This is a genomic window from Hyphomicrobium sp., from assembly GCF_019753045.1.
GTDB lineage: Bacteria > Pseudomonadota > Alphaproteobacteria > Rhizobiales > Hyphomicrobiaceae > Hyphomicrobium_B.
In genome coordinates, this window is the sequence record NZ_JAIELN010000009.1 from 194001 (window position 1) to 218182 (window position 24182).

Here is a 24182-nt window from a genome sequence, read left to right on the forward strand (position 1 = left end):
TCAACCATTGCCTGTGTTCGTCGCTGCCGCAGCGATGACATCGTTCGGCGCGACTGCCGCCAACGCCTATACGGCCTACATAACGAACGAGAAGGACAACAGCCTCTCCGTCATCGACACGGACAAGCTCGAAGTCACCAAGACGGTGAAGATCGGTCAGCGGCCGCGCGGTATCGTGATGTCGAAAGACGGCAAGTGGGTCATCGTCTGCACGAGCGACGACAACGACGTCAAAGTCTACGACGCCAAGACGCTGGAATTCGTCAAATCGCTTCCGTCTGGCCCAGATCCCGAGCTGCTGACGCTCCACCCTGACGGCAAAAGGCTCTACATCGCCAACGAAGACGACAACCTCGTAACGGTCGTCGATATCGAAACGTCCAAGGTCTTGACCGAAATCCCCGTCGGCGTCGAACCCGAGGGAATGGGCATGAGCCCAGATGGGAAGGTGCTCGTCAACACGTCCGAAACGACGAATATGGCCCACTTCATCGACACCGAGAACCACAAGACATTCGATAACGTCCTGGTCGACAGCCGTCCCCGCGTCGCGATGTTCAACTCCGCACAGACGCAGCTCTGGGTTTCCTCCGAGGTCGGGGGCACCGTGGCGGTCATCAACCCGGCCGACCGCAAGCTGATCACCAAGATCAATTTTGAAATCCCGGGCGTGGAAAAGGAAGCGATCCAGCCCGTCGGTATCCGCATCACTAAGGACGGCAAGTTCGCGTTCATCGCCCTCGGGCCGGCAAACCGCGTGGCTGTCGTCGATACGGCGACTTTCAAAGTCCTGAAGTACATTCTTGTTGGCCAGCGCGTCTGGCAGATGTACTTCACGCCGGACGATAAACTTTTGCTGACGACCAATGGCGCATCGAACGATGTGACCGTTATCGACGTTGCAAATCAAAAGGCGATCAAATCGATAAAGGTCGGGCGTTATCCCTGGGGCGTCGTAGTCTCGCCGGATTGACCGCTGCGAAGATCTGACGACCGGCGTGAACGCTAGGCGCAAACGAAAGGCAATGACGACGATGGCATCGACAGCCGAGACTGAAGCTGAAAGGACGCCGGCCCTCGTCGTCAACGGCGTCAGCCATAGTTTCGGCGACCGGAAGGTCCTCGACCGCGTTTCGTTGACGGTCGATCAAGGAGCATTCGTCGTGCTCCTCGGTCTCAACGGCGCGGGAAAGTCGACCCTCTTTTCGCTGATCACGCGCCTCTACGACAACGTCACCGGCGAGATAACCATTCGTGGTTTCGATGTTCGGAGACGGCCGTCGCAGGCACTCCAGCGCCTCGGCGTCGTCTTCCAAAGCCGGACGCTCGATATCGATCTGACCCTGATGCAGAATCTCAAATACCACGCCGCGCTGCACGGCTTTGCAGGACGCACGGCAACCGAGCGCGCGCATCAGGCGCTCGCACTCGTCGGCCTCGACGATCGCGCTTCCGAGAAAGTTCGCGCGCTCTCAGGCGGCCAGCTCCGCCGCGTCGAGATTGCCCGCTCGATGATGCACCATCCCGACCTTCTGCTGCTCGACGAAGCTACAGTCGGACTCGATCTCGGCTCGCGCGAAACCGTCATGAAAATTGTGCGCGATCTCGTTGCGCGGGAACGCCTCGGTGTCCTCTGGGCAACCCATCTGATGGACGAGGTCTTACCCACCGACCAGGTCGTCATTCTTCACAAGGGTGTCGTTCTCTATAGTGGACCCGTTCCCCAGCTCTTGAAGCTCACAGGCACGTCGAGCGTACGCGAGGCCTTCCGCAGCGTCACCGGCACGAAAAGCACGATCGAGGAGGCCGCCTGATGGCAGCGCAAGCGGTCACGACCGGATCGGAAAACCTTGGCTATCGCGAAAGCGACGCCGCGGCCCGCCATCGCCTTGGCGTTTCGGGATACTGGGCCTGCTTCAACGGCATCGTCCGGCGCGAAATCCTTCGCTACCTGCATCAACGTGAGCGATTTCTTTCCGCACTCGTGCGCCCGCTGATCTGGCTCTTCATTTTTGCAGCGGGCTTCCGGCAGACGCTCGGCGTCTCGATTATTCCGCCGTATGAGACATACGTCCTTTACGAGGAATACATCGCACCCGGCCTGATCGCGATGATCCTGCTTTTCAACGCGATGCAATCGTCGCTTTCGATGGTCTACGACCGCGAAACCGGCACGATGCGCACGCTTCTCGTCAGCCCCTTCCCGCGGTCGTTCCTGTTGCTGTCGAAGCTTCTCGGAGGCGTCTCGGTCGCGTTGCTGCAAGCCTACGCCTTCATGCTCGTTGCGTGGTTTTGGGGCATTCAGCCGCCGCCCATCACCGAAGTGAAGCTCTTCACATTCTACGATCCGCCGAGTTGGGCGGGCGATGTCATCCCCAAGATGACGGACCCCATCGTCACCCAGCTCTTCTCCATTCCCGGGTTCATTCAGCCCTTTGCAGGCTACATTACGGTCATTCCCGCGATCATCCTCGCCGGCCTGATGCTTGGCTCGCTCGCGCTCTTCATGTCGTCCGTCATCAAGCAGCTCGAAAACTTCGCCGGCGTGATGAACTTCGTCATCTTCCCGATGTTCTTCGCCTCGTCTGCCTTGTACCCGCTCTGGCGCATTCGCGAGGCAAGCCCCGCGCTTTTCGAAATCTGCCGTCTCAACCCGTTTACCTATGCGGTGGAAATGATCCGCTTCGGGCTTTACGGACAGGTCGATACGGTCTCGCTCGCCGTTGTCCTTGGCTGCACGGTTGTCTTCCTTGCGGCAGCGGTTTTTGCCTACAATCCGTCCAAGGGGTTGATCGCTCGGCGCGGCGGCCCCGGCGGCTCAGCTTGAGATTGGAAATGAAAATGATCGGACATGTTCTTCGTCGCGCCGGCTTGCAGATCGCAACAGCTCTTGCTCTGGTGCCTTTCACCCTGGTGGCCGCTCCCGCTTTCGCTGATGAGGCTGAGCCTCAGAAAACCGAATGGCCCTGCGTTTACCGCAAGGTCCCGGTGTTGACCGCCGCAACGATTTGGGATGGCCCAACGATCACCGACACATCGACGTGGCGCAAGGACGAGACCATCAGAAAGCTCTCGCAATATCTCGTTTCTCGCCGCGTGAAGGAGCCCGAGGCCGAAGCCGCCGTGAAGAAGTTCGCGGCCGGCCTGCCCGCCGATACCCACGACGCCAAGCTGACGGAGCTTTTCTCCGCCGTGCTCACGCGGACGAACGAGGATCGCAAGCTCGTCATGTCGGGCATCGAGCGCTTTCATAAGCGCCAGCTCGAGCGCGCCAAGGAAATCGAGAAGGAAGGCATCGATCTTCCTCCCGCGGGCGATTTCGGCGCGACGGACGCTCCTGCAGGCGAGATCTCTCAGCTTTCTCCTAAGGAAGAAAAATACAAATGGGAGATCCGCACCTTCCAGGAAAAGCAGGCGAACATCCCGATCGCTTGCGAGATCCCTCAGCTGATCGACGAGCGGGCTGGCGCCATCGCGCGAGCCATTCGAGCCGAGATGAAAAGCTAAGGAACGGCAGCGCATGGCGTGCGGAAAATCTCAGGAACGGCAAAAATAATCTTTACGCGTCGTTAGCCTTAACGCGTCCTTAACCAAGGTTGACATACTCTCAACGCATCGGCTCTCGACGCCGGCCTCTCCCCGGCCCGAAGCCAAACTGCAAGTGGAAGTGTCGTCATCTCTGTCTCGCGTTTGTGAGGTTGACCATGCACTACGAACTTGTTTCGCGTGCCCTTGCCTATGCCTCCTGCATTTCGACAATGAGCCTGCTTATGACGTCGATGGCGATCGCAGCCATCAACGTCGGAAGAGCGCACCCGGCCTTCTGCCAACCCAATGCCTGCGTCGCCGGCATTCGCGTTGGTACGGAAGCTCAATTCGGTGCTCTGACGAGCCGCGCCCATGTCGCCTCGCTGGCGGCGAAGCTCTGGCGCGTCAGCTAAGAAGTCGAAATCTCAAAAAATACACTCGGCGAAGCGACGATGCCGTCTATGCGGGTAGCGGAATTGCGCCTTGGCGAGTGCGAAGCGAAGTGAAGTGAAGTGAAGTGAAGAAGTGAAGTCGAGCGATCTACGACCACGCACTGCCGTCCGTGCGCACGGACTGAAATGAATTCACGAAGCCTACTGTCGAATACACGCTCTACAAGTCGGAAATGCCGAAGCTCCCGGCCTGAACCAGGATCAACCCAAACCCGGAAGCTTCAATCGAGAAACGAGTCTATCGACAAGAGCGCGAGTCAGGCCTGGCTCGCGCTCTTTCGCTGTTTGACGACTTGATCGATCGCCTGCAGCTCCGATACGAGCCCCTCGAAATCTTTGAGCGCGACCATGTTCGGCCCGTCCGAAGGCGCCCTATCCGGATCCTGATGCGTCTCGATGAAAAGCCCGGCGACGCCGACGGCAACGGCCGCACGAGCAAGCACCGGCACGAAGCGGCGATCGCCGCCTGACGACGTTCCCTGCCCGCCCGGCTGCTGGACCGCATGGGTGGCGTCGAAAATAACCGGCGCCCCCGTCTCGGCCATCTGCGGCAGGCCCCGCATGTCGACGACGAGCGTGTTGTATCCAAAGCTCGAGCCGCGCTCCGTGACGAGCACGTTCGGATTGCCGGAGCCCGTCACCTTGGCGACGACGTTCTTCATGTCCCAGGGCGCGAGAAACTGCCCCTTCTTGATCTTCACCACCCGGCCTGTCTTCGCCGCCGCAATCAAAAGATCGGTCTGGCGGCAGAGGAAAGCCGGGATCTGCAGAACATCGACGACTTCGGCCACCGCAGCGCACTGCCCGGCCTCATGGATGTCGGTTACGACCGGAACCCGATATTTTTCGCGAATTTCAGCAAGAACGGGCAGAGCGGCATCGAGCCCTATGCCACGACGGCCGGTCAATGACGTGCGATTGGCCTTATCGAAGGACGACTTGTAGACGAGACCGAAACCGAGCTTTTGGGCTATTTCGCTCAAGCCTGCGGCCATCTCGAGCGCGTGGGCGCGACTTTCCATCTGACAGGGCCCGGCCAATATCGCGATTGGCGCGTCGTTGGCGAAAAGCACGTCACGAACACGGACGTGGGCGGCGGGCTTAAGGATTTCATGCTGGGTCATGGGCGATTTATAGCGTCGCTGGGCTCTGGCCGCGACCCCCCTGGGCAGGCCGTACCCAAACAAAAACGGCGGCCGATGGCCGCCGTTCAGAAACCCGGAGGTTTGAATTCGTTAGATGAGGTCGATCTCAGCCGGCAGATAGCTGGTGACTTCGAGACCAACTTCTTGCTCGCGAACTGCAGGCTTCATCCAGACTTTCATGTGCGTCCTCCACGGATTTCTACAGGTTTCTCCTGTTGCATACGTAGTTACTGAAACAACCCCTCAATTACCAATCTCTTTTCACTAACGCGGTTCAAACTTTTCGTGATCGAAACGACGAATTGTTATATCATTTCAATTGGAAACACCCCCCGATAGCTCGCGATTTTTGAGTGGCGTTCTCCGCGTGCATGCATTCGGGCACGGACGACTGTGCCTTCAAAGCTTCAGTCGGATACCGGAGCTTTCCTCCGCAGTGGCTTGTCGCTTTCCTCGGCTTTGCGCGTGCTAAGCCAAATTTGCAAGTCGCGACTCGGGGCGCGCGCGCACAAGCGACATAACAAAAGCTCGTGGAGACTACCCAGATGCAAATATTTGAAACCTACCCTTGGATTGAGCCGGTTCTGATCGGCGCAGCGATCGTTTTCGTGTTGGACCTGATCGGCAATCTTATCTCGTTTTCGAACCGCGTGCTGAACGCGCTCGCGACCGCGATCGTCTTCGCAGTCGTGTTCGGCCTATTGCTTTACACGAACGTTCTCCGGCTCGACGTGCGGACTGAGACCACGACGACGTCCGCACCGGCAACGCCCACACCATAAGGACCCAAGCGCGGATCCGCGTTTGCAGGCCATCAGAATCCCGGCGCATGACGCCGGGATTTTTGTTTTCAGCGGCGATGCCGTTTACGATAGGTCGGGCGTCACTTCGCTCGCGTTCTTCGCCTTCTTGACGCTACCTTCGAAGTGAGCGCCGTCAGCGACCGTAAGCCGCTCCTGAACGATGTCCGCTTCGACGACGGAATGTTCGTGCAGAATGACGTTCGAACCCTTGAGCTCGCCCTTTACGCCGCCCTGTATGGCGATTGTGCGTGCAGTGATCACACCCTTAACGTGGGCGCCATCATCGACGGTAACCGTTTCTCCGTGTACGTCGCCTTCGATGTGACCTTGTATCAGCAGCGAACCTTTGGTTTTCAGGATAAGCTGCTCGCCGTAGATTGAAATATCGGGCCCGAGAATGGATGTCGGCCTGTCGGGTGAAGCGGGCTGATAGCTCGGCGCCGCGGCATTGGACACGACACCGATTGGCCCAGAGAACCGCGGTGGCGGTGTTGGTATTGCGCCCGATTTTGCAGTGTCCGCGCGCGTCTCTGCTCGTGAATCTCGACTGAACATAAAAACCCCCAGAGATTGATCACTTTGAACATAAGAAAAGGCCGGTCCCGCTTAACTATGAGGGACATGCGATTGCAGCGTTACGAGGGCACACCACAAAGCAAAGGGGGAAATCTCCGATGAAATGTTCGATGCCAGCTCTAGCTCGCCATTTGCGTGCAACCATTTGCGCGTTATCGGCGGTCACCATGATCGCGCTGCCTGAGGCCAGCATCGCCCAGGCACAGCCGGCCGATCTCACTCAAAAGATTGCCGAGTATCGCGAGAAACTCGCCGAATACACGAAGGCGCGCGCAGCCTACGAAGTAGTCGCGGGTCCCTACTGGGCGGCGATCGCGGAAAAGCGCGCCGAGCGGGCCGCCAAACGGCGCAAGAAAGAACGCACGACGCTCGACGATTACGTTCTTGAGCAACCGCCCGTCTACTCAGGCCCGCCGAAACCGGAGGATCCGGAACAGCGACGCATCGGCGAAGAATATATGCCCGTCGTCGCGGACTTCCTGAAGCAAGCCGAAGAGCACTTCGACTTTGTGCCGGAACGTCCCGCGAGCGATGATCAATACAGGCACGCATATGCGCAGCTCGCATTGGCCGCCGGCCTGACGCCGGAACAATGCGTGAAGATCTACGCGTTCGAGTCCACCGGAAACGGCGGATACGACATTCAAGCAGGCCTGGAGTACGGCCTGCCACACGAACGCGCGATCTCGACCGCGCTCGGCTATAACCAGCTGCTCGCAACCAACAGCATCTCACTCCTTGCAGAGGTCGGTGATAAATTCGTTGCAGCGCTCCGTGAGAAAGCTGAAGCGGCGGACGGTGAACGCCGCACTGAGCTGCAGAAGAAAATCGCGACGCTGAAAAAAATGATCGCGTTCAGCCATACCGTGCCGAACCAATGGAGCGAGCACGCCAAGCTCGCCGAGACTCCCAAGGGCCTCGGAGTTCATGCGATCATTCTGGATATCGACATCAGCCCGCTATTGCAGGTCGAAAAGCTGCTGACGTCCGTCAGCTACGCAAAGCGCCTCGGATATGCGAAGCCGCTGAAGGCAGCCGAACTCGAGATGATGAACCTGACGGGAGACGGCTCAGGCTTCGACATGGTCACGATGCCGGATGACATGCGGAAGAACATCCCGACATCGAATTTCTTCCAGCGGCGGGGCTATGAGCGCAACCAGATTGCAATCACGAATAACACGGTGGCTCTGCTCATCGCGGCGACCGACGCCAAAATGCAATCGGAAGCCCAGCTGAATGGAGCGCGCGCGCTGGCAGCTGCGTTCGAGGTGTTCAGCGAAACCCGCTGACGAAACAAGCCGAGGCGTTTCGCGCCTCGGCTTGCCCAAAAATTAAACGAGCCGCGACTGCTCCACTGCAGCCGCGATGAAGCTCGCGAAAAGCGGATGCGGATCGAACGGCCGTGACTTCAGCTCGGGGTGATACTGCACGCCGATGAACCACGGATGGTCGGGATACTCGATCGTCTCGGGCAAGAGACCGTCCGGCGATACGCCCGCGAATCTCAGCCCAGCGCGTTCGAGATCGGCGCGATAGCGCATGTTGACCTCGTAGCGGTGACGGTGGCGCTCCGAGATGTGCGTCGAGTTATAGATCTTGGCGATGTGGCTGCCTTCGGCGAGCGACGCATCGTAAGCCCCGAGCCGCATCGTGCCGCCAAGCTGACCGTCCTGACGGCGCTGCTCGAGTTCGTTGCCGCGCATCCACTCCGTCATCATCGCGACGACAGGCTCGCTCGTTTCACCGAATTCGGTCGAGCTTGCATCCTTGATGCCCGCCAGATTCCGCGCCGCTTCGAGACACGCCATCTGCATGCCGAAGCAAATTCCGAAATAGGGAACGCGACGCTCACGCGCGAACTTCGCGGCCAAGATCTTGCCTTCCGAGCCGCGCTCGCCGAAGCCGCCAGGCACCAGAATGCCGTTGAGGCCTTCGAGATAAGGCGCCGGATCCTCGCGCTCGAAGATTTCGCTCTCGATCCATTCGAGCTTGACCTTGACGCGATTGGCGAGACCGCCGTGAACGAGAGCTTCGTTCAACGACTTATACGCGTCCTTGAGACCGGTATATTTGCCGACGATCGCGATCGTCACCTGGCCTTCGGGCTGCGCGATACCGCGCGAGATCGTTTCCCAGCGGATGAGGTCGGGCTTCGGCGCGCCGGTGATCCCGAACGCGGCGAGCACCTCGCGATCGAGCCCCTCGCGGTGATAGGCGAGCGGTACATCGTAGATCGACGCAACGTCGAGCGCCTGGATGACGGCCTCGGGGCGCACGTTGCAGAACAGCGCGATCTTCTTGCGCTCTCCGACCGGGATTTCGCGATCCGACCGGCACAGTAGAATGTCGGGTTGAATGCCGATGGAGCGCAGCTCCTTGACGGAATGCTGCGTCGGCTTGGTCTTGAGCTCACCCGCCGACGGAATGTACGGCATCAACGTCAGATGGATGAATACGGATGCCCCGCGCGGAAGCTCGTTGCCGAGCTGGCGGATGGCTTCGAAGAACGGCAGGCCTTCGATGTCGCCGACCGTGCCCCCGATCTCGACCAGCACGAAGTCGACATCCTCGTTCCCCGACAGCACGAAGTTCTTGATCGCGTCGGTAACGTGCGGAATGACCTGCACCGTGCCGCCGAGATAATCGCCTCGCCGTTCCTTGGCGAGAATGTCCTGATAGATGCGCCCCGTCGTGACGTTGTCCGACTGTTTCGCCGGAACGCCGGTGAAGCGCTCGTAATGACCAAGGTCGAGGTCAGTCTCCGCACCGTCGTCGGTGACGAAAACTTCGCCGTGTTGATAGGGGCTCATGGTCCCGGGATCGACATTCAGGTACGGGTCAAGTTTCTTGAGCCGTACTGAATAGCCGCGCGCCTGGAGAAGCGCGCCAAGGGCTGCGGACGCGAGGCCTTTGCCGAGGGAGGAGACCACGCCGCCGGTGATGAAGATATACCGCTGCATGGGCCTTGGTTCTGGCACAGCCGACCCCGGATTCGGAAGCGGCTTTTTTGCACCTTCACCAAACGAAAACGTCGCAAGGCTCAGACCGTGACGGAAGTCGGCGCCTTAAAGGGGCCTGCCGCACTGCTGAGAGACTTCTTGCGTTGCAGCAGCCTGCACGTCCGGAGGCACTGTCTCGGAAGCAAGTTGCGCTTTCAGCGCGTCAGCGGTCTCACGCGTGCCACGCGCCGCCGGAGCAATACCGTCACGACCGTAGGTAACGTCGATCGAGACGACACGCAGATCGGTCGGCTTGATGGTGACCTGTTGACCCTTCTCGCTCATCTTCGTCTTTCCGCACTTGAAAGACGTCTGCGCGGGCGTCGAGGTGAATGTCTTCTGATGCTGTACGGCGCCGTAGTCTGCAGCGGCCGCCAACGCGATCTTCTCGAGCCGGTCCGACGGAGTTCCCGGAGAGCCCGCCGCCGTCACGTGAATGCTGCCGTCCGCATTGGCCGAAATGCTGTATCCGGCAGGCGCGAACAAATTCGCAGCCTGATAATTGGTGACCGACCCCGTCGTCAGATCGCCGAGAGTAGCGCCGCAACCGCCGAGCTGAAGAAGCGCACCGGCGCCCACGACAAGCGCTGATAAACGCGAGGCACGCCGGTTCGAACTGATGTGAGCCATTTCACTTCCCCCATTTATCCCCTTTTTTGCAGGGAATAGGCCGGGGGTCTAGCTGCCCGGGGCCTGACGCCCCGGTAGCGCACATGAATCCTGACTATCGACTACTGATTCTGGGGGACGAGTGGCGCACGGGGCGCGTCGAGCTTGTCCAGGATGCCGCCACGTCCGGGTTCTGTCTTCGGGGCTTCCCCACCGGCTGCCGGAGCCTGCGCTCCGCCGGCCGGAGCCTTCACGCCATCGAACACCGACCCGCGCGGAGCGGAGTGATTGGCGAGGATCGTCAGCAAAATGCTCGTTGCGAAGAAAGCCGCTGCAAGGCCCGCAGTCGTCCGCGTCAGCAGGTTGGCCGTTCCGCGACCCGTCAGAAAGCCACCGCCACCGCCGCCGCCTATACCGAGCGCACCGCCCTCGGATTTCTGCAAAAGCACAACAGCGACAAGCGCCGCGGCGATCATCAAATGGATAACGAGCAGTACGGTGGCCATGAAATTTTCGATCCGGATTGAGCGGGCAGCAAGCCCAGCAAGCGTGGGCCTATACACTAGCCTGTCGCGATGAACCAGCCCCGATGACCGGCCTTTCGCAATGGTCGTTCAGCAGGAACGTTAACCCGGTTTACTTCGGGAGGGTTTTCAGCGGGTTCAAGGCCCAGGCTCTCAGGGTCCTGAGTGCGGCAAAACCACCGTCTCCCCGAAGCCGAACGACGGCAACGACATTTCCGGCACGAAAGACGGATGAGTCTCGGACGCCGTCTCGGCTGGCCGGGGGGCCCCGCGATAGGCGTCATGGACGATGACGGGCGGCGCGGGAGCCGGTGTTTCCTGAGAAATCTTCGATTTCGCGGGCTTGGCAGGCCCCGACCCTGACCCAGACTTGGAAGGATTGTCGTTCTCGGCCTTCGGCTCAGGCGGCTTTGCTTTCTTGTGCGTCGCCTTTTTCGGCCCGTCCTTCTGGGCGCCTTCCTTTTGGAGCGCGTCCTTTTTCGCTGGCGAAGCCGATTTCGGCGGGCCTGCCTTCTCCGACCCTGGTTTCGGAGGATCGTGCGCGACAGGCACGGTCGGATCGGCGTCGGAATTGATCTCGATGCGCGCCGCCGCCTCGCTCGCCCGTTCCGCCTCAGGCGAAAGCTTGGCGTCGCGACAGCCGAATTTCACCTGCTCGTCGAGTTGAATGAAATGCTCGATCTCGCGCAGCCGGTCCGCCGGCAGATTGGCCTTCGCCCATTGCGGGCCTTTGCTCATGTCGTCGAGAATACCCGACGCGCGGAATTTGATCTGCTCCAGCCTGAGCGCCGTGCATGTCTCGGGATCGACCTTAGGCTGCGTCGCCCATGCACTGAATGAAGCACCAATCAGCGCGCAAAAAAGCGGCGCGAGTGCCAGAGAGACAGTGTGGCGAAAAGGTAGAGGCATCACGGATTCTCGTATGCGCGAACTATGGCGAGAAAATCGCTCGCCTTGAGGCTCGCGCCGCCGACGAGCGCTCCATTGACGTTTTCAACAGACATTAGCGTCGCCGCGTTGTCGGGCTTAACCGAACCGCCATAGAGAATCCGCATGTGCGCGCCTTCCGGTCCGATCAGATCTAAGAGATCGCTCCGAATGGCAGCATGTACGATTTTAACATCGTCGGTCGTCGGCGTAAGCCCCGTGCCGATCGCCCAGACCGGTTCATAGGCGACAATCGTATTGACCGCCGTCGATGCCTTGGGCACCGAGCCCTTGAGTTGCCGCGACACCACATCGAGCGTCGCACCGGCGGCGCGCTCTTCCTGAGTTTCGCCGATACATACAATCGCAAGGAGCCCAGCGCGGTGCGCAGCTTCCGCCTTCGCCCTCACCTGCTCGCTCGTTTCGCCATGATCAGCACGCCGCTCCGAATGGCCGACGATAACGGCCGACGCGCCCGCGTCCTTCAGCATCTCGGCTGAAATGTCGCCGGTATGAGCGCCGCTCGCTTTTGCGTGACAATCCTGCCCAGCCAGCAATACCGGACGCGCCCCGAGGCCTGACGCGAATCCGGCGATAAGCGTTGCAGGAGGGGCAATCATCACATCGGCGGCGATGGACCCCAGCGGCCCGAGAAGGGCGTCACCGACGGCCTGAACCTCGCCGAAGCTCGCCTTCAGGCCGTTCATCTTCCAGTTTCCAGCAACCAGAGGCCGAATTTCGCGCCGATGATTCACCATCCCGTCCCTCTTTTTGCGGACGCGAACACGCTTTTCGGGCGCCCGCCGTCGTGAACACTCCGTAACCTCATCCCGGTCGCCCTTGCAATCCGAAACGGCCTGCGCTTCATATCACGCCATCGCCCCGTTCGCGGGGTGGTTCGTCATCCGAAGCTCGTTGACCTTACGCCCTCCCGCGGCAGCGTCACGCTTCCATCAACGGGACGTCTTTATCTATGCTCGAAGCTCTAAGACGCGGCGCCCAGACGCGGGTCGCCAAGCTGCTGTTCGGATTGCTCGTGCTGAGCTTCGGCATCTGGGGCGTCCATGACGTGTTCCGCGGCTGGGGCCGTGGAGCCGTGGCCCATGTGGGCAACACCGCCATCTCGGATGAAGAGTTTCGCCGCGCCTACCAGAACGAACTCGACCGCGTTTCGCAGCAGGCTCGCCAGCGAATCACCGCTGAGCAGGGCCGCGCGTTCGGTCTCGACAAACAGGTTTTGGCCCAGCTCATCAGCGGCGCAGCGGTCGAGGCGCATGGCGAGCAGCTAGGTCTCGCCCTGTCCGACCAGACGCTCGTCGAAGGCATCCAGTCCGATCCCGACTTCCAGATCGACGGCAAATTCTCGAAGCAGAATTTCGACGCCCTGCTTCGCCAGATCGGCATGACCGAACGCGGCTTCCTGAACCTTCGCCGCAAGGATGAACTGAGAGCCGCGATCATAAGATCGTTCGTGACGGGCCAGACCGTGCCGAAACCGCTCTTCGACCTCATGCACGCATACAATGACGAGAAGCGCGTCATCGAATGGGTCAAGATCGATCCGGACGCTATCACGGTCGCCGATGCGTCGGACGAGAAGCTCAAGGAGCTCTACGACAAGGACCAGGCGAAATACATGACGCCTGAGTACCGCAAGGTGCAGGTGCTGACGCTCAGCGTCGATGACTTGAAGAACCACGTCACGATCACCGACGAAGAGATTGCGAAGTCCTACGAAGCGACGAAGGACACCTACAACAAGCCCGAGGAGCGGCGCATTCAGCAGATCGCCTTCAAGGACAAGGCGACGGCGGAAGCGGCCCTGAAAGATCTCCGCGACGGCAAGAAGTCCTTCGGCGACGTAGCCAAGGAAGCCGGCGCCAAGGATACCGACGTCGATCTCGGACTGGTGACGAAGAAATCCCTGATCGACCCGAAGATCGCGGACGTCGCCTTCTCGCTCGAAAAGGACAAATATTCCGACGTCGTCGAAGGCCGCTTCGCGACGGTCATCCTGCGCGTCACGCAGATCGATCCGGGCATCAATCGCACACTGGCCGACGTCAAGGATCAGGTGCGCGATAAGCTCGCGACTGAAAAAGCCAAGTCCGAACTGCAGAACAAACACGACGAAGTCGAGGACAACCGCATCGCAGGCAAAACATTGACCGAGATCGCGGAGGCGTCGAAGCTCACCTTCAAGGAAATCCCGGCAACGGACGCAACCGGCCTCTCGCCGGAGGGCAAGCCCGTGATGGAAACGCCCGACCTCCGCAAGATCGTCACCCGCGCATTCGCTCCCGACAGCAGCACCGACGACTCGGCGATCGAGCTTTCGGACGGTGGATATGCCTGGGTCAACGTCCTTTCCAACGATGCCCCGAAGCAGAAGCCGTTCGACGCGGTCAAGGCTCAGGTAAAGGACAACTACATCGCGTCTGAGCGTCACCGCCTGCTCGAAGAGCTGGCCAAGAAGCTCGTTGAACGCGTCAACGCCGGTGAGCCGATGACGGCGCTCGAAGCCGAAGCGAAAAACAAGGTCGAGAAGACCGACCCGCTGACGCGCAAGACCATTCCTCAGAGTCTTTCGGAAGCGGTCGTCGCACAGGCGTTCGCACTGCCTAAGGGCAAAGCAGGCCATGGTCCTTCGCCCGACCAGACTACGGCGGTCGTCTACCGCGTCGCCGATGTCATCGCGGCGCCCGAAGCCTCTCTCACCGAAACGGATCAGTTGATGCGTCAGCTCAATGCCGAGCTCGCGAACCAGACGCTGATCGAATATGCGGAGGCCCTCAAAAAGCGCCTCGGCACCACGGTGAATACGGCGGAAATGAATGCCGCTCTCGGCCTCAGCGAAGAGTGAGAGCAACGTGACCGCCTCAACGGCAGCGCCGGCATCGGCCAATTCTGACACGACACGAGCGGATATCTTCCCCGCGATCGATCAGTTCGCAAAAGTCTACGGTGACGGCACGGCCCAGGTCGTCTGGACGCGCCTCATCGCAGATCTCGAAACGCCGGTGTCCGCCTACCTGAAGCTCGGCGAGCGTCGCGCCATGAGCTTCCTGTTGGAATCGGTCGAAGGCGGGTCCGCGCGCGGACGCTACTCCGTCATCGGCTTCGCGCCGGACCTGATCTGGAGAGCGAACGGCAACACGGCGGAAATCAATCGAACTCCGGACGCCAGTCCCGATGCGTTCGCGCTCGACGACAGCCCGGCGCTGGAATCGCTGCGCAAGCTTCTGGCCGATAGCGCGATTTCTCTGCCCGAGGCCTTGCCGCCGATGGCGGCCGGCATCTTCGGCTATATGGGCTACGACACGGTTCGGCTGATCGAAAAACTGCCCGAGATGAAACCGGACGCTCTCGGCGTTCCGGACGCCATCCTGATCCGGCCGACGCTGATGCTCATCTTCGACAACGTCAAGGATGAGATGACGCTCGTGACGCCGGTCCGGCCGCGAGAGAACGTCTCCGCCGCCGACGCCTACGGCGAAGCGCTCGCGCGCATCGAGAAGGCTATCCAGGCTCTCGAGACGCCGCTGCCGCTCGCCTCTTCAGCGCCTCAGCCAACCCTTGCACTCCCCGAGCCGCAATCGAACACCACGCCCGCCGACTACATGGCGATGGTCACGAAGGCGAAGGAGTACATCAAAGCCGGCGACATCTTTCAGGTCGTCCTTTCGCAGCGTTTCTCCGCGCCGTTTGCGCTTCCCTCATTCGCGCTTTATCGCGCGTTGCGGCGGCTCAATCCGTCGCCGTTTCTGTTCCACCTCGATTTCGGCAACTTCCAGCTCGTCGGATCGTCGCCCGAGATTCTCGTCCGCGCCCGCGACGGCGTCGTCACCATCCGACCCATCGCCGGTACCGCGCCGCGCGGCGCAACCGACGCGGAAGACAAGGCGTTGGCCGCCAAGCTCCTCGCCGATCCCAAGGAGCGCTCCGAGCATCTGATGCTGCTCGACCTCGGCCGCAACGACGTCGGACGCGTCTCGGAACCCGGCAGCGTCACGGTCACCGATAAATTCGTCATCGAGCGCTACAGCCACGTCATGCACATCGTTTCGAATGTGATCGGCAAGCTCGATGAAAAGAATCACGATGCAATCGACGCACTGATGGCGGGCTTCCCCGCGGGAACAGTGTCGGGTGCGCCGAAGGTGCGCGCCATGGAGATCATCGCCGAATTCGAAAAGGCGAAACGCGGCCCATATGCGGGCTGCGTCGGTTATTTCTCGGCGAATGGCGAGATGGACACCTGCATCGTTCTGCGCACGGCGATCCTGAAGGACGGCATGATCCATGTGCAGGCGGGAGCTGGCATCGTGCACGACAGCATCCCCGAAAACGAACAGCAGGAATGCATCAATAAGGCGAAAGCCGTGGTGCGCGCCGCCGAAGAAGCCGTTCGCTTCGCCTCACGCTCATCCAACGTCCCTCGATCGTAAAGCGGCGGGCGCCGCTCAGCGAACCTTCGTCGTCTCGGCGCGCCAGCGCTTTGCCCATGCCCGCTGCCATGGCGACCATTTCGGCCGCCACAGAAGGCTGATGACACTGTGCCAAACTGCGTAGATCGGTAACCAGAAGAGCACACGGATCGGCAAGACACCGAGCGCGAACGCCGCGCGCTGTATACGTTTCGATGCCGCGACCCCGTATTTCTGACTGCGCGCCTTCACCCACGCTCGGACCGTCTCCTGACCGAGAACCCGCTCGGCGACACGCAGCGCAATGAACGCCACGACCGCCACCGGCAGCAGCAGCCACAGCACGATCCAAAGAAGTTGCGTGAAAACCCACCAGACGATGCTGATGAGAAGGGCAAGAATCCAAAAAAACGGCGCCAGTAGATAATCCATTGCGGATGGACCTTGTCATCGCGCCAGCGCGAATCTATGGCCTATCGCTTAACGGCATCGATGACCTGCTGTAAGGTCCCCTTGTCCCGCAACGCCAGCCCAAGGCCGCAATGCTTTCTCTTGCCCTCCTCCGCCACGCGAAATCAAGCTGGGACGCGAAGGACATCGACGATTTCGACCGCGCCTTGAATGACCGGGGGCGCGCCGCCGCGCCGGTCATGGGAGGCGTTCTGAAAGAACTCCATTTCGCCCCCGAGCAGATCCTTTGCTCCCCCGCCAAGCGGACCCGCGAGACGCTGTCGCTGATCTCTTCATCCGTCAAAGACGCCGAAGTCACGTTCGACGATCAGTTGTATCTAACGGGCCCGGACACTTTATTAGCCCGCCTGAAGACCGTCCCCGTCGGCATCAAACGCGTATTGATGATCGGTCACAACCCGGGAATGCACGGCCTCGCCCTGATGCTGGCGGGCACTGGCGACGCCAAGTCGATATCGCGTCTGGAAGATAAGTTTCCGACCGCCGCGCTCGCGACCTTTACCTTCCCGCAAGTCACCTGGCGCGATTTGACGCCGGCCTCGGGTCACCTCGAGGCCTTTATCACCCCGCGCGACCGCAGCTGAAACGCCGAAACGCCGTCCCGCGTTGAAACAAGCCGTCTGGGGGCCATATTTTCCGTGTCGCGGTGCGTCTGGGGTCTGCTAGAAGGGCGTTGTCCGCTATGAACGCGCCGGCAGACTAAGGGCCAATATGCTGATCCTGATCGATAACTACGATAGCTTCACCTACAATCTCGTCCATTATCTGGGTGAACTGGGCGCCGAAAGCGTCGTCATTCGCAACGACAAGGTTTCAGCCGACGAAGTGCTCGCGAAGAAGCCGCAAGCGATCGTCCTGTCGCCGGGCCCGTGCACGCCAAACGAAGCGGGCGTCTGCCTCGACCTCATCAAGAAGGCCGGTCCCACGATCCCGCTGCTTGGCGTCTGCCTCGGCCATCAGGCGATCGGACAAGCCTACGGCGGCAACGTCGTTCGCGCCCCAGCTCCGATGCACGGCAAACTGTCGACGATTTCCAACACCGGCAAAGGCATCTTCAAGGACCTGCCGAAACGCTTCGAGATCACGCGCTATCATTCGCTCATCGTCGACCGCGCGACGCTTCCCGACTGCCTGGAAGTCACGGCCGAAACCGACGATGGAATTATCATGGGGCTGCAGCACAAGACGCACCCCGTCCACGGCGTTCAGTTCCATCCTGAAAGCATCGCCTCCGAGCAGGGTCACGCGCTCCTCGCCAATTTCCTTTCGCTTGCGGGCTTCACGCCGAAAAGCCGTAAGGCGGCCTGAACCGTGACAAGCACCGTGACAACCACCACAACCGTTGCCAATCCGGCCCGCGAACTGAAGCAACTCATGAACCGTATCGCCGATGGGGAAACCCTCGGCGACGACGGCATGCAGCAGGCGCTCGATCTTCTGATGTCCGGCATCGCCCCTCCCGTCGCGATGGGCGCGTTTCTGATGGGCGTTCGCGTTCGCGGCGAAACGACGGAAGAAATCACGGGCGCCGCCAAGTTCATGCGCGGCCGAATGACGACGGTCGATGCCCCTCCGGGGGCCATCGACATTGTGGGCACCGGCGGCGACAGCAGCGGCACCTATAATATTTCGACCGCGGCAACATTCGTTGCGGCCGGAGCCGGGGCGATCGTCGCCAAGCATGGCAACCGGGCCGTGACCTCGCTCTCCGGCGCGTCCGACGTTCTTTCGGCACTCGGCGTCAAGCTCGACGTGCCGCCCGTCGTCGTCTCACGCGCGATCGCCGACGCCGGAGTGGGCTTCCTCTGGGCGCCGCTCTATCATCCGACATTCAAGACTTGGGCGCCGATCCGCGCAGACCTCGGCCTCCGGACGATCTTCAATCTGCTCGGACCTCTCTGCAGTCCGGCGCGTGTCACGCGTCAGGTCCTTGGCGTCTATGAACGGAAGCTCGTCGAACCGATCGCCGAAGTTCTGCGCAAGCTCGGCTCGACTCATGCGTGGGTTGTCCACGGCGCCGACGGCATGGACGAACTGACGACGACCGGCGTGACCCACGTCGCCGAATTGAAGGACGGCGATATCTTTGCCTTCGATCTGACGCCCGAAGATGCGGGCCTCGCACGCAGCAATATCGAGGCACTGAAGGGCGGCGACGCGGCAACCAACGCGGCCGCCATTCACGCGCTTCTCCAGGGCGAAACCGGCCCCTATCGCGACATCGTCGTTCTGAATGCGGCAGCGGCCCTCATCGTCGCCGGCAAGGCCGACGGGCTGCCGGATGGCATCGCGAAAGCCGAATTGTCCATCGATAGCGGCCGCGCCGCACGCGCGCTCGACCGGCTGGTCGCCGTCACCAACGAACGAGTTTAAGAGATGGCCGACATCCTCGACAAAATCACCGCCTATAAGCGCGAAGAGGTCGCGCGCGCCAAGACGCTCAAGCCGCTGCGCGTCATTGCCGAGTACGCACGCTCGGCACCCAAAGTGCGCTCGTTCGCCGGCGCCATCGAAGCGAAGCTTCAAAATAAGCAGCCTGCACTGATCGCCGAGATCAAAAAGGCATCGCCCTCGAAAGGCCTGATCCGCGCCGACTTCGATCCCCCCGCCCTCGCCAAAGCCTATGAAGCAGGCGGCGCCGCTTGCCTTTCGGTCCTGACCGACCGGCCGTCCTTTCAAGGCGCACCCGAATTTTTGACGGCAGCGCGCGAAGCGACGTCGCTCCCCGTATTGCGCAAGGACTTCATGATCGACACCTACCAGGTTGCCGAGGCCCGCGCCTGGGGAGCGGACTGCATCTTGATCATCCTCGCAGAGGTCGACGACGCGACGGCCCACGATCTCGCAGCCGCCGCGCAGGACTGGGGCATGGATGCCATCGCCGAAGTCCACGACGCGGAGGAATTGGAACGAGCGCTGAAGCTCGATTGCCGCCTCATCGGCATCAACAATCGCAACCTCAAGACCTTCGAGGTGAAGCTCGAGACGACCGAAGCGCTCGCGCCCCGAATTCCGGCGGGCAGGATTGTCGTCGGCGAAAGCGGTATCTTCACGAACGCCGATATCGTGCGCCTCTCCAAAGTCGGCGTCGGCACGTTCCTGGTCGGCGAAAGCCTGATGCGGCAAGCCGATGTAACCGCCGCGACGAAAGCCTTGCTTCAGCCGGCGGCCGTGGCATGAGCAAACTCTCCCACATCAACGAAAAGGGCGAAGCCCGGATGGTCGATGTGTCCGAAAAGGCGACGACCGCGCGCCGCGCGGTGGCCGAAGGCTTTGTCACGATGCAGCCCGCCACGTTGGAACTCATCAAGAAGGGCGAGGCGAAGAAGGGCGACGTGATCGGCACCGCGCGCATCGCCGGCATCATGGCGGCCAAGCGCACCCATGAACTCATCCCGCTCTGTCATCCGCTCGCGATCACCAAGGCAACCGTCGACTTCGAACTCTCGGAGGAGCCAGCCGGTGTCCACGTATCGGCGGAGGTAAAGGTCTCGGGCCAAACGGGCGTCGAGATGGAGGCATTGACGGCCGTATCGGTCGCCTGCCTGACGCTCTACGACATGCTCAAAGCTGCCGATAAATCGATGACCATCGAAGGCGTGCGCCTCATCGCGAAGGACGGCGGCAAGTCGGGTGCCTACCGTGCCGGCTAAAGCGTTTTCAAGCGAAGTGAAGACCGGTTCGCGTGAAGAAAACGCGATGAATAAAGACTCGCATTCCGGAGGCGCCTGACGCCATGTCACTGCTGCCGGTCGCCGAGGCGCTGAAGCGCATTTTGGATGTCGTGACAACTCTCGAGAGTGAGAACGTCAGTCTGCTCCAGGCGCGAGGGCGCACGCTTGCGTCGCCCATCATTTCGAAACTCGACAATCCGCCGTTCGATGCTTCAGCGATGGACGGCTACGCCGTGCGTGCGGATGACGTTGCGAGCGTTCCCGCTTCCCTCACCGTGATCGGCGAGGCCGGCGCTGGCCGGCCCTTTACGCGCACGCTCGGCAAAGGCGAAGCCGTGCGCATTTTCACCGGCGGCCGTGTGCCCGAAGGCGCCGACGCGGTCGTCATTCAGGAGAATGTCGGCGCATCGGGAACGGCGGTCACCGTGCGCGAGACCGCAGCCCGCGGCGCGAACATCAGACCCAAAGGCGAAGATTTCAGGAAGAACGATATTCTTCTTGAACAAGGACGATGCCTGACCGCGCGCGACGTGCTGATCAGCGCGTCTTCGGGTCATGCCGAGCTTCCGGTCGTTCGGAAGCCCGTCATCGCCATCCTCTCGACGGGTGACGAACTTGTGCCCCCGGGAAGTCCCCTCGGACCGGGCCAGATCTCCGCTTCCAATGCCTACGGCCTCGCAGCCGTCGTGGAAGCCGCAGGCGCCGAGGCCCGCTTTCTCGGAATTGCGCGCGATACCTTCGCATCTCTCGACGAACGTATTGCCGCGTCCGATGGCGCCGACATTCTGGTGACGAGCGGAGGCGCGTCAGTCGGCGATCACGATCTCGTCCGCCCGGCCCTCGAAAAAGCGGGCGCCAAGCTGGATTTCTATAAAATTGCGATGCGTCCCGGAAAGCCGCTGTTCTTCGGATCGCGCGTTCAAGGCGGCAGGACGCAACACTGCCTGGGCCTTCCGGGAAATCCGGTTTCCGCTCTCATCTGCGCGCGCGTATTTCTCGTGCCGCTCGTCGGTAGGCTGCTCGGGCGAGAAACCCCATTCCAAGCGGTGAATGCCGTACTCGCCGAACCGCTCCCCGCCAACGGCCCCCGCGAGCACTACATGCGCGGACTATTGGATGTAAGCGAATCACCGCCCCGGGTGACGCCGTTTAAAAGCCAGGACAGCGGATTGATCAAATCCCTGCAGCGTGCGGACTGTCTCGTCGTGGTTCCCGCAAACGCATCGGCTCAGCCCCTCGGATCACCGGTAAAAGTGCTGAAACTCGACATCTGATGCTTTAATAGGCACACGTCCCAATCGGACACCTGCATTCCCGCGAATCCGGGCGATTTCATCTCTTTCGGGAACATTCGAGCCGAGCGTCGCGTTTTTCGGGCTCATCCGTTGGGCCGAGGCGCCGTATATGCTTATTCACGTTGGTTACGATATCGGTTTGCAGCTTGATGCGCCGACGCCGCTTCTATTGCTTCTCGACGTTCATCCGAGCCGTCGCCGCGATATCATCTACGAAAACGCGCTGAACGTTCCGGACATTCCTATCGAGCGCGGACTTGATCTCTATGGAAACCGGACGCAGCGGCTCGTCGCGCCCGCAGGTCCTTTGAAGCTCAGTTATCGTGCCGTTGTTCGCGATCCCGGCGTACTCGAAGAGACGCCGCTCAATGCCCGCGAAATTCCGATACCCGACCTTCCGAACTACGCGATGCACTATTTGGGCGGCAGTCGCTATTGTGAGACCGACGAACTGACGCCGATCGCGTGGCAGCTCTTCGGCAACGTTCCCCCCGGATACGCGCGCGTCAAAGCGATCTGCGAATTCGTTCACAACCACATCAAGTTCGATTATCAGGCCGCCCGCTCAACACGCACGGCAGCCGAAGCCTATAAGGAGGGAACGGGCGTCTGCCGCGACTTCGCGCATCTCGCCATCGCCTTCTGCCGCTGCCTCAACATCCCGGCGGCATACGTCAACGGCTTCCTCGGCGACATCGGCGTGCCACCCGACCCCGCACCGATGGACTTCAGCGCCTGGTTCGAAGCCTACATCGATCATCACTGGGTGACGTTCGACGCCCGCCACAATGCGCCCAGAACCGGCCGCGTGGTCATTGCGCGCGGACGCGACGCCGCCGACGTGGCCATGATCACGTCGTTCGGCCAGCACTATCTGGGAGAGTTCAAAGTCGTGTGTGAAGAAGTTGCACCACAACGCGCGGAGCAACTGACGTCTCACGCGGCCTAATATCTATAGGCCGAGCCCGTCGAATTAGTCCTTCGCGCGTTCGACGTACGAGCCATCAGCCGTCATGACGACGACGCGCGTACCGGCGCCGATGTGCGGCGGCACCATCACGCGGGCGCCGTTCGAAAGCTTCGCGGGCTTATAGGACGACGATGCTGTCTGGCCCTTGACGACGGGGTCGGCCTCGACAATTTCAAACGTCACGCGCTGCGGCAGCTCGATCGAAATCGGGTTGCCTTCATGCAGCGATACGAGGCACGTCATGCCTTCCTGCAGCCACTGGCCCTGGTCGCCGACGACGTCCTTAGGGATCGTGATCTGGTCGAAGGTCTCGGGCTGCATGAAGTTGTAGCCCATATCGTCCTCATAGAGGAAATTGTAGTCCTTTTCATCGAGATAGGCGCGCTCGACCTGGTCGGTCGTGCGGTAACGCTCGACGAGCTTCACGCCGTCAGCGATGCGCCGCATTTCGAGGTGGGTTACGGGAGTGCCCTTGCCCGGATGGATGTTTTCAGCATGCATCACGACGGCAAGCCTGCCATCGAGATCGAGCACGTTGCCTTTACGAACCGAGCTTGCAATAACCTTCACCACGTAACGTCTCCGATCTCAATTCATGCGCTACGGCCGCCACATGGGCGGCCGGCCGGCGGAAGCCTTCAGGGATTCTGTCGCGTCTCATACCCGCTTAGTCAGTTGCCGCCAAGTGCGGCAACCCTGTGCTTAACCCTCAATTTGTCAGCATGTCGCAACTTTCCTCCTGGTGGAGACCTGATCGCCATGCCGACCGCAGGCCTTTTCTCATTGGCCGGGGCCGGATCAAGTCCGCGATAAGGAGTTGGTTTCTTTCGCAAGGGTTCCTCGAAGTCGAACCGGGCCTGTTGCAGGTTTCCCCCGGCAACGAGACACACCTTCATGCGTTCAGGACGGAGCTTATCGGAACCGATCTGTCGCGCCGGGACCTCTATCTCCACACCTCGCCCGAGTTCGCGATGAAGAAACTCCTGGCGGCAGGCGAGACGAAGATTTTTGCTTTCTCGCCAGTCTTTCGCAACCGGGAGCGGGGCAACCTGCATTCGCCTGAGTTCACCATGCTCGAATGGTACCGGGCGAACGAGCCCTACGAGACGCTGTGGGCGGATTGCCAGGCGATCCTCGATATCGCCGCGGAGGCAACGGGGCGCACAGAGTGGTCATATCGCGGCAAGCCGTGCGACATCACCAAGCGCTACGACTGGACGACGCTTTATCAGGCGTTCTTCCAATTCGCCGAAATTCCGCTGCACGAGACAATGAGTGCAACTTCGGTTGATCGTGCGAAGCTTGCGGACTTCGCAAAAGCCCAAGGCATTCGCATCGGCGAGGACGACACGTGGTCGGATATTTTCAGCCGCGTACTGGTCGAAAAGATTGAGCCGGGACTGGGACTCTACCGCCCGGAGATCCTGTGCGAGTATCCGATAACGGAAGCCGCGCTGGCCCGGCCAAGCGCAGAGGATCCGGCGGTTGCCGAGCGCTTCGAGCTGTACGTCTGCGGCGTCGAGTTGGCGAACGGCTTCGGCGAATTGACGGACGCCGCCGAACAGCGTCGCCGCTTCGAAACCTGGATGGCCGACAAAGAGCGCATATATGGCGAGCGCTATCCGCTGGACGAGGATTTCCTCGCAGCTCTCGACCAAATGCCCCCGGCTTCCGGCTGCGCGCTAGGCTTCGACCGCTTGGCCATGCTGGCGACCGGTGCCGAGCGCGTCGATCAAGTGATCTGGACGCCGATGGCCGACGCGGAAAGGAGCAAGTGAC

27 protein-coding genes are annotated in these 24182 nt (G+C 61.0%); 17 read left to right on the plus strand and 10 right to left on the minus strand.

What is annotated here, in order from left to right:
* The first annotated feature begins 34 nt into the window (after window positions 1-34).
* From K2Q04_RS11925 to K2Q04_RS11945, 5 genes are all read left to right on the plus strand, one after another.
* Window positions 35-973, plus strand: a complete 939-nt coding sequence (locus K2Q04_RS11925) for a PQQ-dependent catabolism-associated beta-propeller protein (RefSeq protein ID WP_291163949.1) — start codon at window positions 35-37, stop codon at window positions 971-973.
* A gap of 61 nt (window positions 974-1034) precedes the next feature.
* On the plus strand, window positions 1035-1814 hold the full coding sequence (locus K2Q04_RS11930; protein WP_291163952.1) for an ABC transporter ATP-binding protein: 780 nt from the start codon (window positions 1035-1037) through the stop codon (window positions 1812-1814).
* The gene (locus K2Q04_RS11935; RefSeq protein ID WP_291163774.1) at window positions 1814-2827 is read left to right on the plus strand and encodes an ABC transporter permease; all 1014 of its coding nucleotides are present in this window, start codon (window positions 1814-1816) and stop codon (window positions 2825-2827) included. Before K2Q04_RS11930 ends, K2Q04_RS11935 begins: the two co-directional genes overlap by 1 nt.
* Window positions 2828-2835: 8 nt before the next feature.
* Window positions 2836-3507, plus strand: a complete 672-nt coding sequence (locus K2Q04_RS11940) for a hypothetical protein (protein ID WP_291163777.1) — start codon at window positions 2836-2838, stop codon at window positions 3505-3507.
* 197 nt (window positions 3508-3704) lie between these two features.
* Window positions 3705-3941, plus strand: a complete 237-nt coding sequence (locus K2Q04_RS11945; RefSeq protein WP_291163779.1) for a hypothetical protein — start codon at window positions 3705-3707, stop codon at window positions 3939-3941.
* 296 nt (window positions 3942-4237) lie between these two features.
* Here K2Q04_RS11945 and kdsA read toward each other — a convergent pair whose 3' ends face one another.
* Together kdsA and pqqA are read right to left on the minus strand one after the other, a co-directional pair.
* The gene (gene kdsA, locus K2Q04_RS11950) at window positions 4238-5104 is read right to left on the minus strand and encodes a 3-deoxy-8-phosphooctulonate synthase (protein ID WP_291163782.1); all 867 of its coding nucleotides are present in this window, start codon (window positions 5102-5104) and stop codon (window positions 4238-4240) included.
* Window positions 5105-5215: 111 nt separating this feature from the next.
* The gene (gene pqqA / locus K2Q04_RS11955) at window positions 5216-5305 is read right to left on the minus strand and encodes a pyrroloquinoline quinone precursor peptide PqqA (RefSeq protein WP_045836478.1); all 90 of its coding nucleotides are present in this window, start codon (window positions 5303-5305) and stop codon (window positions 5216-5218) included.
* Window positions 5306-5670: 365 nt separating this feature from the next.
* Here pqqA and K2Q04_RS11960 point away from each other — a divergent pair, with 365 nt between their 5' ends.
* Window positions 5671-5907, plus strand: a complete 237-nt coding sequence (locus K2Q04_RS11960) for a hypothetical protein (RefSeq protein WP_291163789.1) — start codon at window positions 5671-5673, stop codon at window positions 5905-5907.
* An 84-nt stretch (window positions 5908-5991) separates the two neighbouring features.
* Here K2Q04_RS11960 and K2Q04_RS11965 read toward each other — a convergent pair whose 3' ends face one another.
* On the minus strand, window positions 5992-6384 hold the full coding sequence (locus K2Q04_RS11965) for a polymer-forming cytoskeletal protein (RefSeq protein ID WP_291163792.1): 393 nt from the start codon (window positions 6382-6384) through the stop codon (window positions 5992-5994).
* 287 nt (window positions 6385-6671) lie between these two features.
* Between K2Q04_RS11965 and K2Q04_RS11970 the strand changes: the two genes are divergently transcribed.
* Window positions 6672-7796 carry a hypothetical protein gene (locus K2Q04_RS11970; protein ID WP_291163795.1) on the plus strand — a complete coding sequence of 375 codons (1125 nt, stop codon included), beginning with the start codon at window positions 6672-6674 and terminating at the stop codon, window positions 7794-7796.
* Window positions 7797-7838: 42 nt separating this feature from the next.
* Here the strand turns inward: K2Q04_RS11970 and K2Q04_RS11975 are convergent, their stop codons facing one another.
* The 5 genes from K2Q04_RS11975 to tpiA all read right to left on the minus strand — a co-directional run bounded on the left by K2Q04_RS11975 (window position 7839) and on the right by tpiA (window position 12324).
* The gene (locus K2Q04_RS11975) at window positions 7839-9467 is read right to left on the minus strand and encodes a CTP synthase (protein WP_291163799.1); all 1629 of its coding nucleotides are present in this window, start codon (window positions 9465-9467) and stop codon (window positions 7839-7841) included.
* Window positions 9468-9572: 105 nt separating this feature from the next.
* On the minus strand, window positions 9573-10136 hold the full coding sequence (locus K2Q04_RS11980) for a hypothetical protein (RefSeq protein WP_291163801.1): 564 nt from the start codon (window positions 10134-10136) through the stop codon (window positions 9573-9575).
* A gap of 101 nt (window positions 10137-10237) precedes the next feature.
* Window positions 10238-10621 carry a preprotein translocase subunit SecG gene (secG, locus tag K2Q04_RS11985; protein WP_291163804.1) on the minus strand — a complete coding sequence of 128 codons (384 nt, stop codon included), beginning with the start codon at window positions 10619-10621 and terminating at the stop codon, window positions 10238-10240.
* 171 nt (window positions 10622-10792) lie between these two features.
* On the minus strand, window positions 10793-11548 hold the full coding sequence (locus tag K2Q04_RS11990; RefSeq protein WP_291163807.1) for a hypothetical protein: 756 nt from the start codon (window positions 11546-11548) through the stop codon (window positions 10793-10795).
* The gene (gene tpiA / locus K2Q04_RS11995; RefSeq protein ID WP_291163810.1) at window positions 11548-12324 is read right to left on the minus strand and encodes a triose-phosphate isomerase; all 777 of its coding nucleotides are present in this window, start codon (window positions 12322-12324) and stop codon (window positions 11548-11550) included. The genes K2Q04_RS11990 and tpiA overlap by 1 nt, the downstream gene beginning before the upstream one ends.
* A gap of 215 nt (window positions 12325-12539) precedes the next feature.
* Here tpiA and K2Q04_RS12000 point away from each other — a divergent pair, with 215 nt between their 5' ends.
* Both K2Q04_RS12000 and trpE read left to right on the plus strand, forming a co-directional pair.
* On the plus strand, window positions 12540-14429 hold the full coding sequence (locus K2Q04_RS12000) for a SurA N-terminal domain-containing protein (protein ID WP_291163813.1): 1890 nt from the start codon (window positions 12540-12542) through the stop codon (window positions 14427-14429).
* Between the two features lie 7 nt (window positions 14430-14436).
* The gene (gene trpE, locus K2Q04_RS12005; protein WP_291163816.1) at window positions 14437-16014 is read left to right on the plus strand and encodes an anthranilate synthase component I; all 1578 of its coding nucleotides are present in this window, start codon (window positions 14437-14439) and stop codon (window positions 16012-16014) included.
* Between the two features lie 15 nt (window positions 16015-16029).
* Here the strand turns inward: trpE and K2Q04_RS12010 are convergent, their stop codons facing one another.
* The gene (locus tag K2Q04_RS12010; RefSeq protein WP_291163819.1) at window positions 16030-16425 is read right to left on the minus strand and encodes a hypothetical protein; all 396 of its coding nucleotides are present in this window, start codon (window positions 16423-16425) and stop codon (window positions 16030-16032) included.
* Between the two features lie 110 nt (window positions 16426-16535).
* Here K2Q04_RS12010 and K2Q04_RS12015 point away from each other — a divergent pair, with 110 nt between their 5' ends.
* The 7 genes from K2Q04_RS12015 (at window position 16536) to K2Q04_RS12045 (ending at window position 22382) form a co-directional block, all read left to right on the plus strand.
* A complete protein-coding gene (locus K2Q04_RS12015) occupies window positions 16536-17048 on the plus strand; it encodes a histidine phosphatase family protein (RefSeq protein WP_291163821.1) in 513 nt (170 codons plus the stop codon).
* 127 nt (window positions 17049-17175) lie between these two features.
* Complete coding sequence (locus tag K2Q04_RS12020; RefSeq protein ID WP_291163824.1) at window positions 17176-17772, plus strand: aminodeoxychorismate/anthranilate synthase component II; 597 nt, start codon at window positions 17176-17178, stop codon at window positions 17770-17772.
* Between the two features lie 66 nt (window positions 17773-17838).
* Window positions 17839-18837, plus strand: a complete 999-nt coding sequence (gene trpD / locus K2Q04_RS12025; RefSeq protein ID WP_291163955.1) for an anthranilate phosphoribosyltransferase — start codon at window positions 17839-17841, stop codon at window positions 18835-18837.
* Window positions 18838-18840: 3 nt separating this feature from the next.
* Window positions 18841-19644, plus strand: a complete 804-nt coding sequence (trpC, locus tag K2Q04_RS12030) for an indole-3-glycerol phosphate synthase TrpC (protein WP_291163827.1) — start codon at window positions 18841-18843, stop codon at window positions 19642-19644.
* Window positions 19641-20117, plus strand: coding sequence for a cyclic pyranopterin monophosphate synthase MoaC (moaC, locus tag K2Q04_RS12035; protein WP_291163830.1), 477 nt, complete (start codon window positions 19641-19643; stop codon window positions 20115-20117). Before trpC ends, moaC begins: the two co-directional genes overlap by 4 nt.
* Before the next feature lie 83 nt (window positions 20118-20200).
* A complete protein-coding gene (gene glp / locus K2Q04_RS12040; RefSeq protein ID WP_291163833.1) occupies window positions 20201-21412 on the plus strand; it encodes a gephyrin-like molybdotransferase Glp in 1212 nt (403 codons plus the stop codon).
* A 130-nt stretch (window positions 21413-21542) separates the two neighbouring features.
* Complete coding sequence (locus K2Q04_RS12045) at window positions 21543-22382, plus strand: transglutaminase family protein (protein ID WP_291163836.1); 840 nt, start codon at window positions 21543-21545, stop codon at window positions 22380-22382.
* A 24-nt stretch (window positions 22383-22406) separates the two neighbouring features.
* On the opposite strand, the gene efp is transcribed toward K2Q04_RS12045, so the two are convergent.
* On the minus strand, window positions 22407-22976 hold the full coding sequence (gene efp / locus K2Q04_RS12050; RefSeq protein WP_291163839.1) for an elongation factor P: 570 nt from the start codon (window positions 22974-22976) through the stop codon (window positions 22407-22409).
* A gap of 149 nt (window positions 22977-23125) precedes the next feature.
* Here efp and epmA point away from each other — a divergent pair, with 149 nt between their 5' ends.
* Window positions 23126-24181: an EF-P lysine aminoacylase EpmA gene (epmA, locus tag K2Q04_RS12055; protein WP_291163842.1), complete on the plus strand. Its 1056-nt coding sequence runs from the start codon at window positions 23126-23128 to the stop codon at window positions 24179-24181.
* Window position 24182: the final 1 nt, after the last annotated feature.

What these genes read in the sequence shown, in the direction of transcription:
- K2Q04_RS11925 (WP_291163949.1), top strand. Translation starts at nt 35, where the DNA reads ATGACATCGTTCGGCGCGACTGCCGCCAACGCCTATACGGCCTACATA.
- K2Q04_RS11930 (WP_291163952.1), top strand. Translation starts at nt 1,035, where the DNA reads ATGGCATCGACAGCCGAGACTGAAGCTGAAAGGACGCCGGCCCTCGTC.
- K2Q04_RS11935 (WP_291163774.1), top strand. Translation starts at nt 1,814, where the DNA reads ATGGCAGCGCAAGCGGTCACGACCGGATCGGAAAACCTTGGCTATCGC.
- K2Q04_RS11940 (WP_291163777.1), top strand. Translation starts at nt 2,836, where the DNA reads ATGAAAATGATCGGACATGTTCTTCGTCGCGCCGGCTTGCAGATCGCA.
- K2Q04_RS11945 (WP_291163779.1), top strand. Translation starts at nt 3,705, where the DNA reads ATGCACTACGAACTTGTTTCGCGTGCCCTTGCCTATGCCTCCTGCATT.
- kdsA (WP_291163782.1), bottom strand. Translation starts at nt 5,104, where the DNA reads ATGACCCAGCATGAAATCCTTAAGCCCGCCGCCCACGTCCGTGTTCGT.
- pqqA (WP_045836478.1), bottom strand. Translation starts at nt 5,305, where the DNA reads ATGAAAGTCTGGATGAAGCCTGCAGTTCGCGAGCAAGAAGTTGGTCTC.
- K2Q04_RS11960 (WP_291163789.1), top strand. Translation starts at nt 5,671, where the DNA reads ATGCAAATATTTGAAACCTACCCTTGGATTGAGCCGGTTCTGATCGGC.
- K2Q04_RS11970 (WP_291163795.1), top strand. Translation starts at nt 6,672, where the DNA reads ATGATCGCGCTGCCTGAGGCCAGCATCGCCCAGGCACAGCCGGCCGAT.
- K2Q04_RS11975 (WP_291163799.1), bottom strand. Translation starts at nt 9,467, where the DNA reads ATGCAGCGGTATATCTTCATCACCGGCGGCGTGGTCTCCTCCCTCGGC.
- K2Q04_RS11980 (WP_291163801.1), bottom strand. Translation starts at nt 10,136, where the DNA reads ATGGCTCACATCAGTTCGAACCGGCGTGCCTCGCGTTTATCAGCGCTT.
- secG (WP_291163804.1), bottom strand. Translation starts at nt 10,621, where the DNA reads ATGGCCACCGTACTGCTCGTTATCCATTTGATGATCGCCGCGGCGCTT.
- K2Q04_RS11990 (WP_291163807.1), bottom strand. Translation starts at nt 11,548, where the DNA reads ATGCCTCTACCTTTTCGCCACACTGTCTCTCTGGCACTCGCGCCGCTT.
- tpiA (WP_291163810.1), bottom strand. Translation starts at nt 12,324, where the DNA reads ATGGTGAATCATCGGCGCGAAATTCGGCCTCTGGTTGCTGGAAACTGG.
- K2Q04_RS12000 (WP_291163813.1), top strand. Translation starts at nt 12,540, where the DNA reads ATGCTCGAAGCTCTAAGACGCGGCGCCCAGACGCGGGTCGCCAAGCTG.
- K2Q04_RS12010 (WP_291163819.1), bottom strand. Translation starts at nt 16,425, where the DNA reads ATGGATTATCTACTGGCGCCGTTTTTTTGGATTCTTGCCCTTCTCATC.
- K2Q04_RS12015 (WP_291163821.1), top strand. Translation starts at nt 16,536, where the DNA reads ATGCTTTCTCTTGCCCTCCTCCGCCACGCGAAATCAAGCTGGGACGCG.
- K2Q04_RS12020 (WP_291163824.1), top strand. Translation starts at nt 17,176, where the DNA reads ATGCTGATCCTGATCGATAACTACGATAGCTTCACCTACAATCTCGTC.
- trpD (WP_291163955.1), top strand. Translation starts at nt 17,839, where the DNA reads ATGAACCGTATCGCCGATGGGGAAACCCTCGGCGACGACGGCATGCAG.
- trpC (WP_291163827.1), top strand. Translation starts at nt 18,841, where the DNA reads ATGGCCGACATCCTCGACAAAATCACCGCCTATAAGCGCGAAGAGGTC.
- moaC (WP_291163830.1), top strand. Translation starts at nt 19,641, where the DNA reads ATGAGCAAACTCTCCCACATCAACGAAAAGGGCGAAGCCCGGATGGTC.
- glp (WP_291163833.1), top strand. Translation starts at nt 20,201, where the DNA reads ATGTCACTGCTGCCGGTCGCCGAGGCGCTGAAGCGCATTTTGGATGTC.
- K2Q04_RS12045 (WP_291163836.1), top strand. Translation starts at nt 21,543, where the DNA reads ATGCTTATTCACGTTGGTTACGATATCGGTTTGCAGCTTGATGCGCCG.
- epmA (WP_291163842.1), top strand. Translation starts at nt 23,126, where the DNA reads ATGTCGCAACTTTCCTCCTGGTGGAGACCTGATCGCCATGCCGACCGC.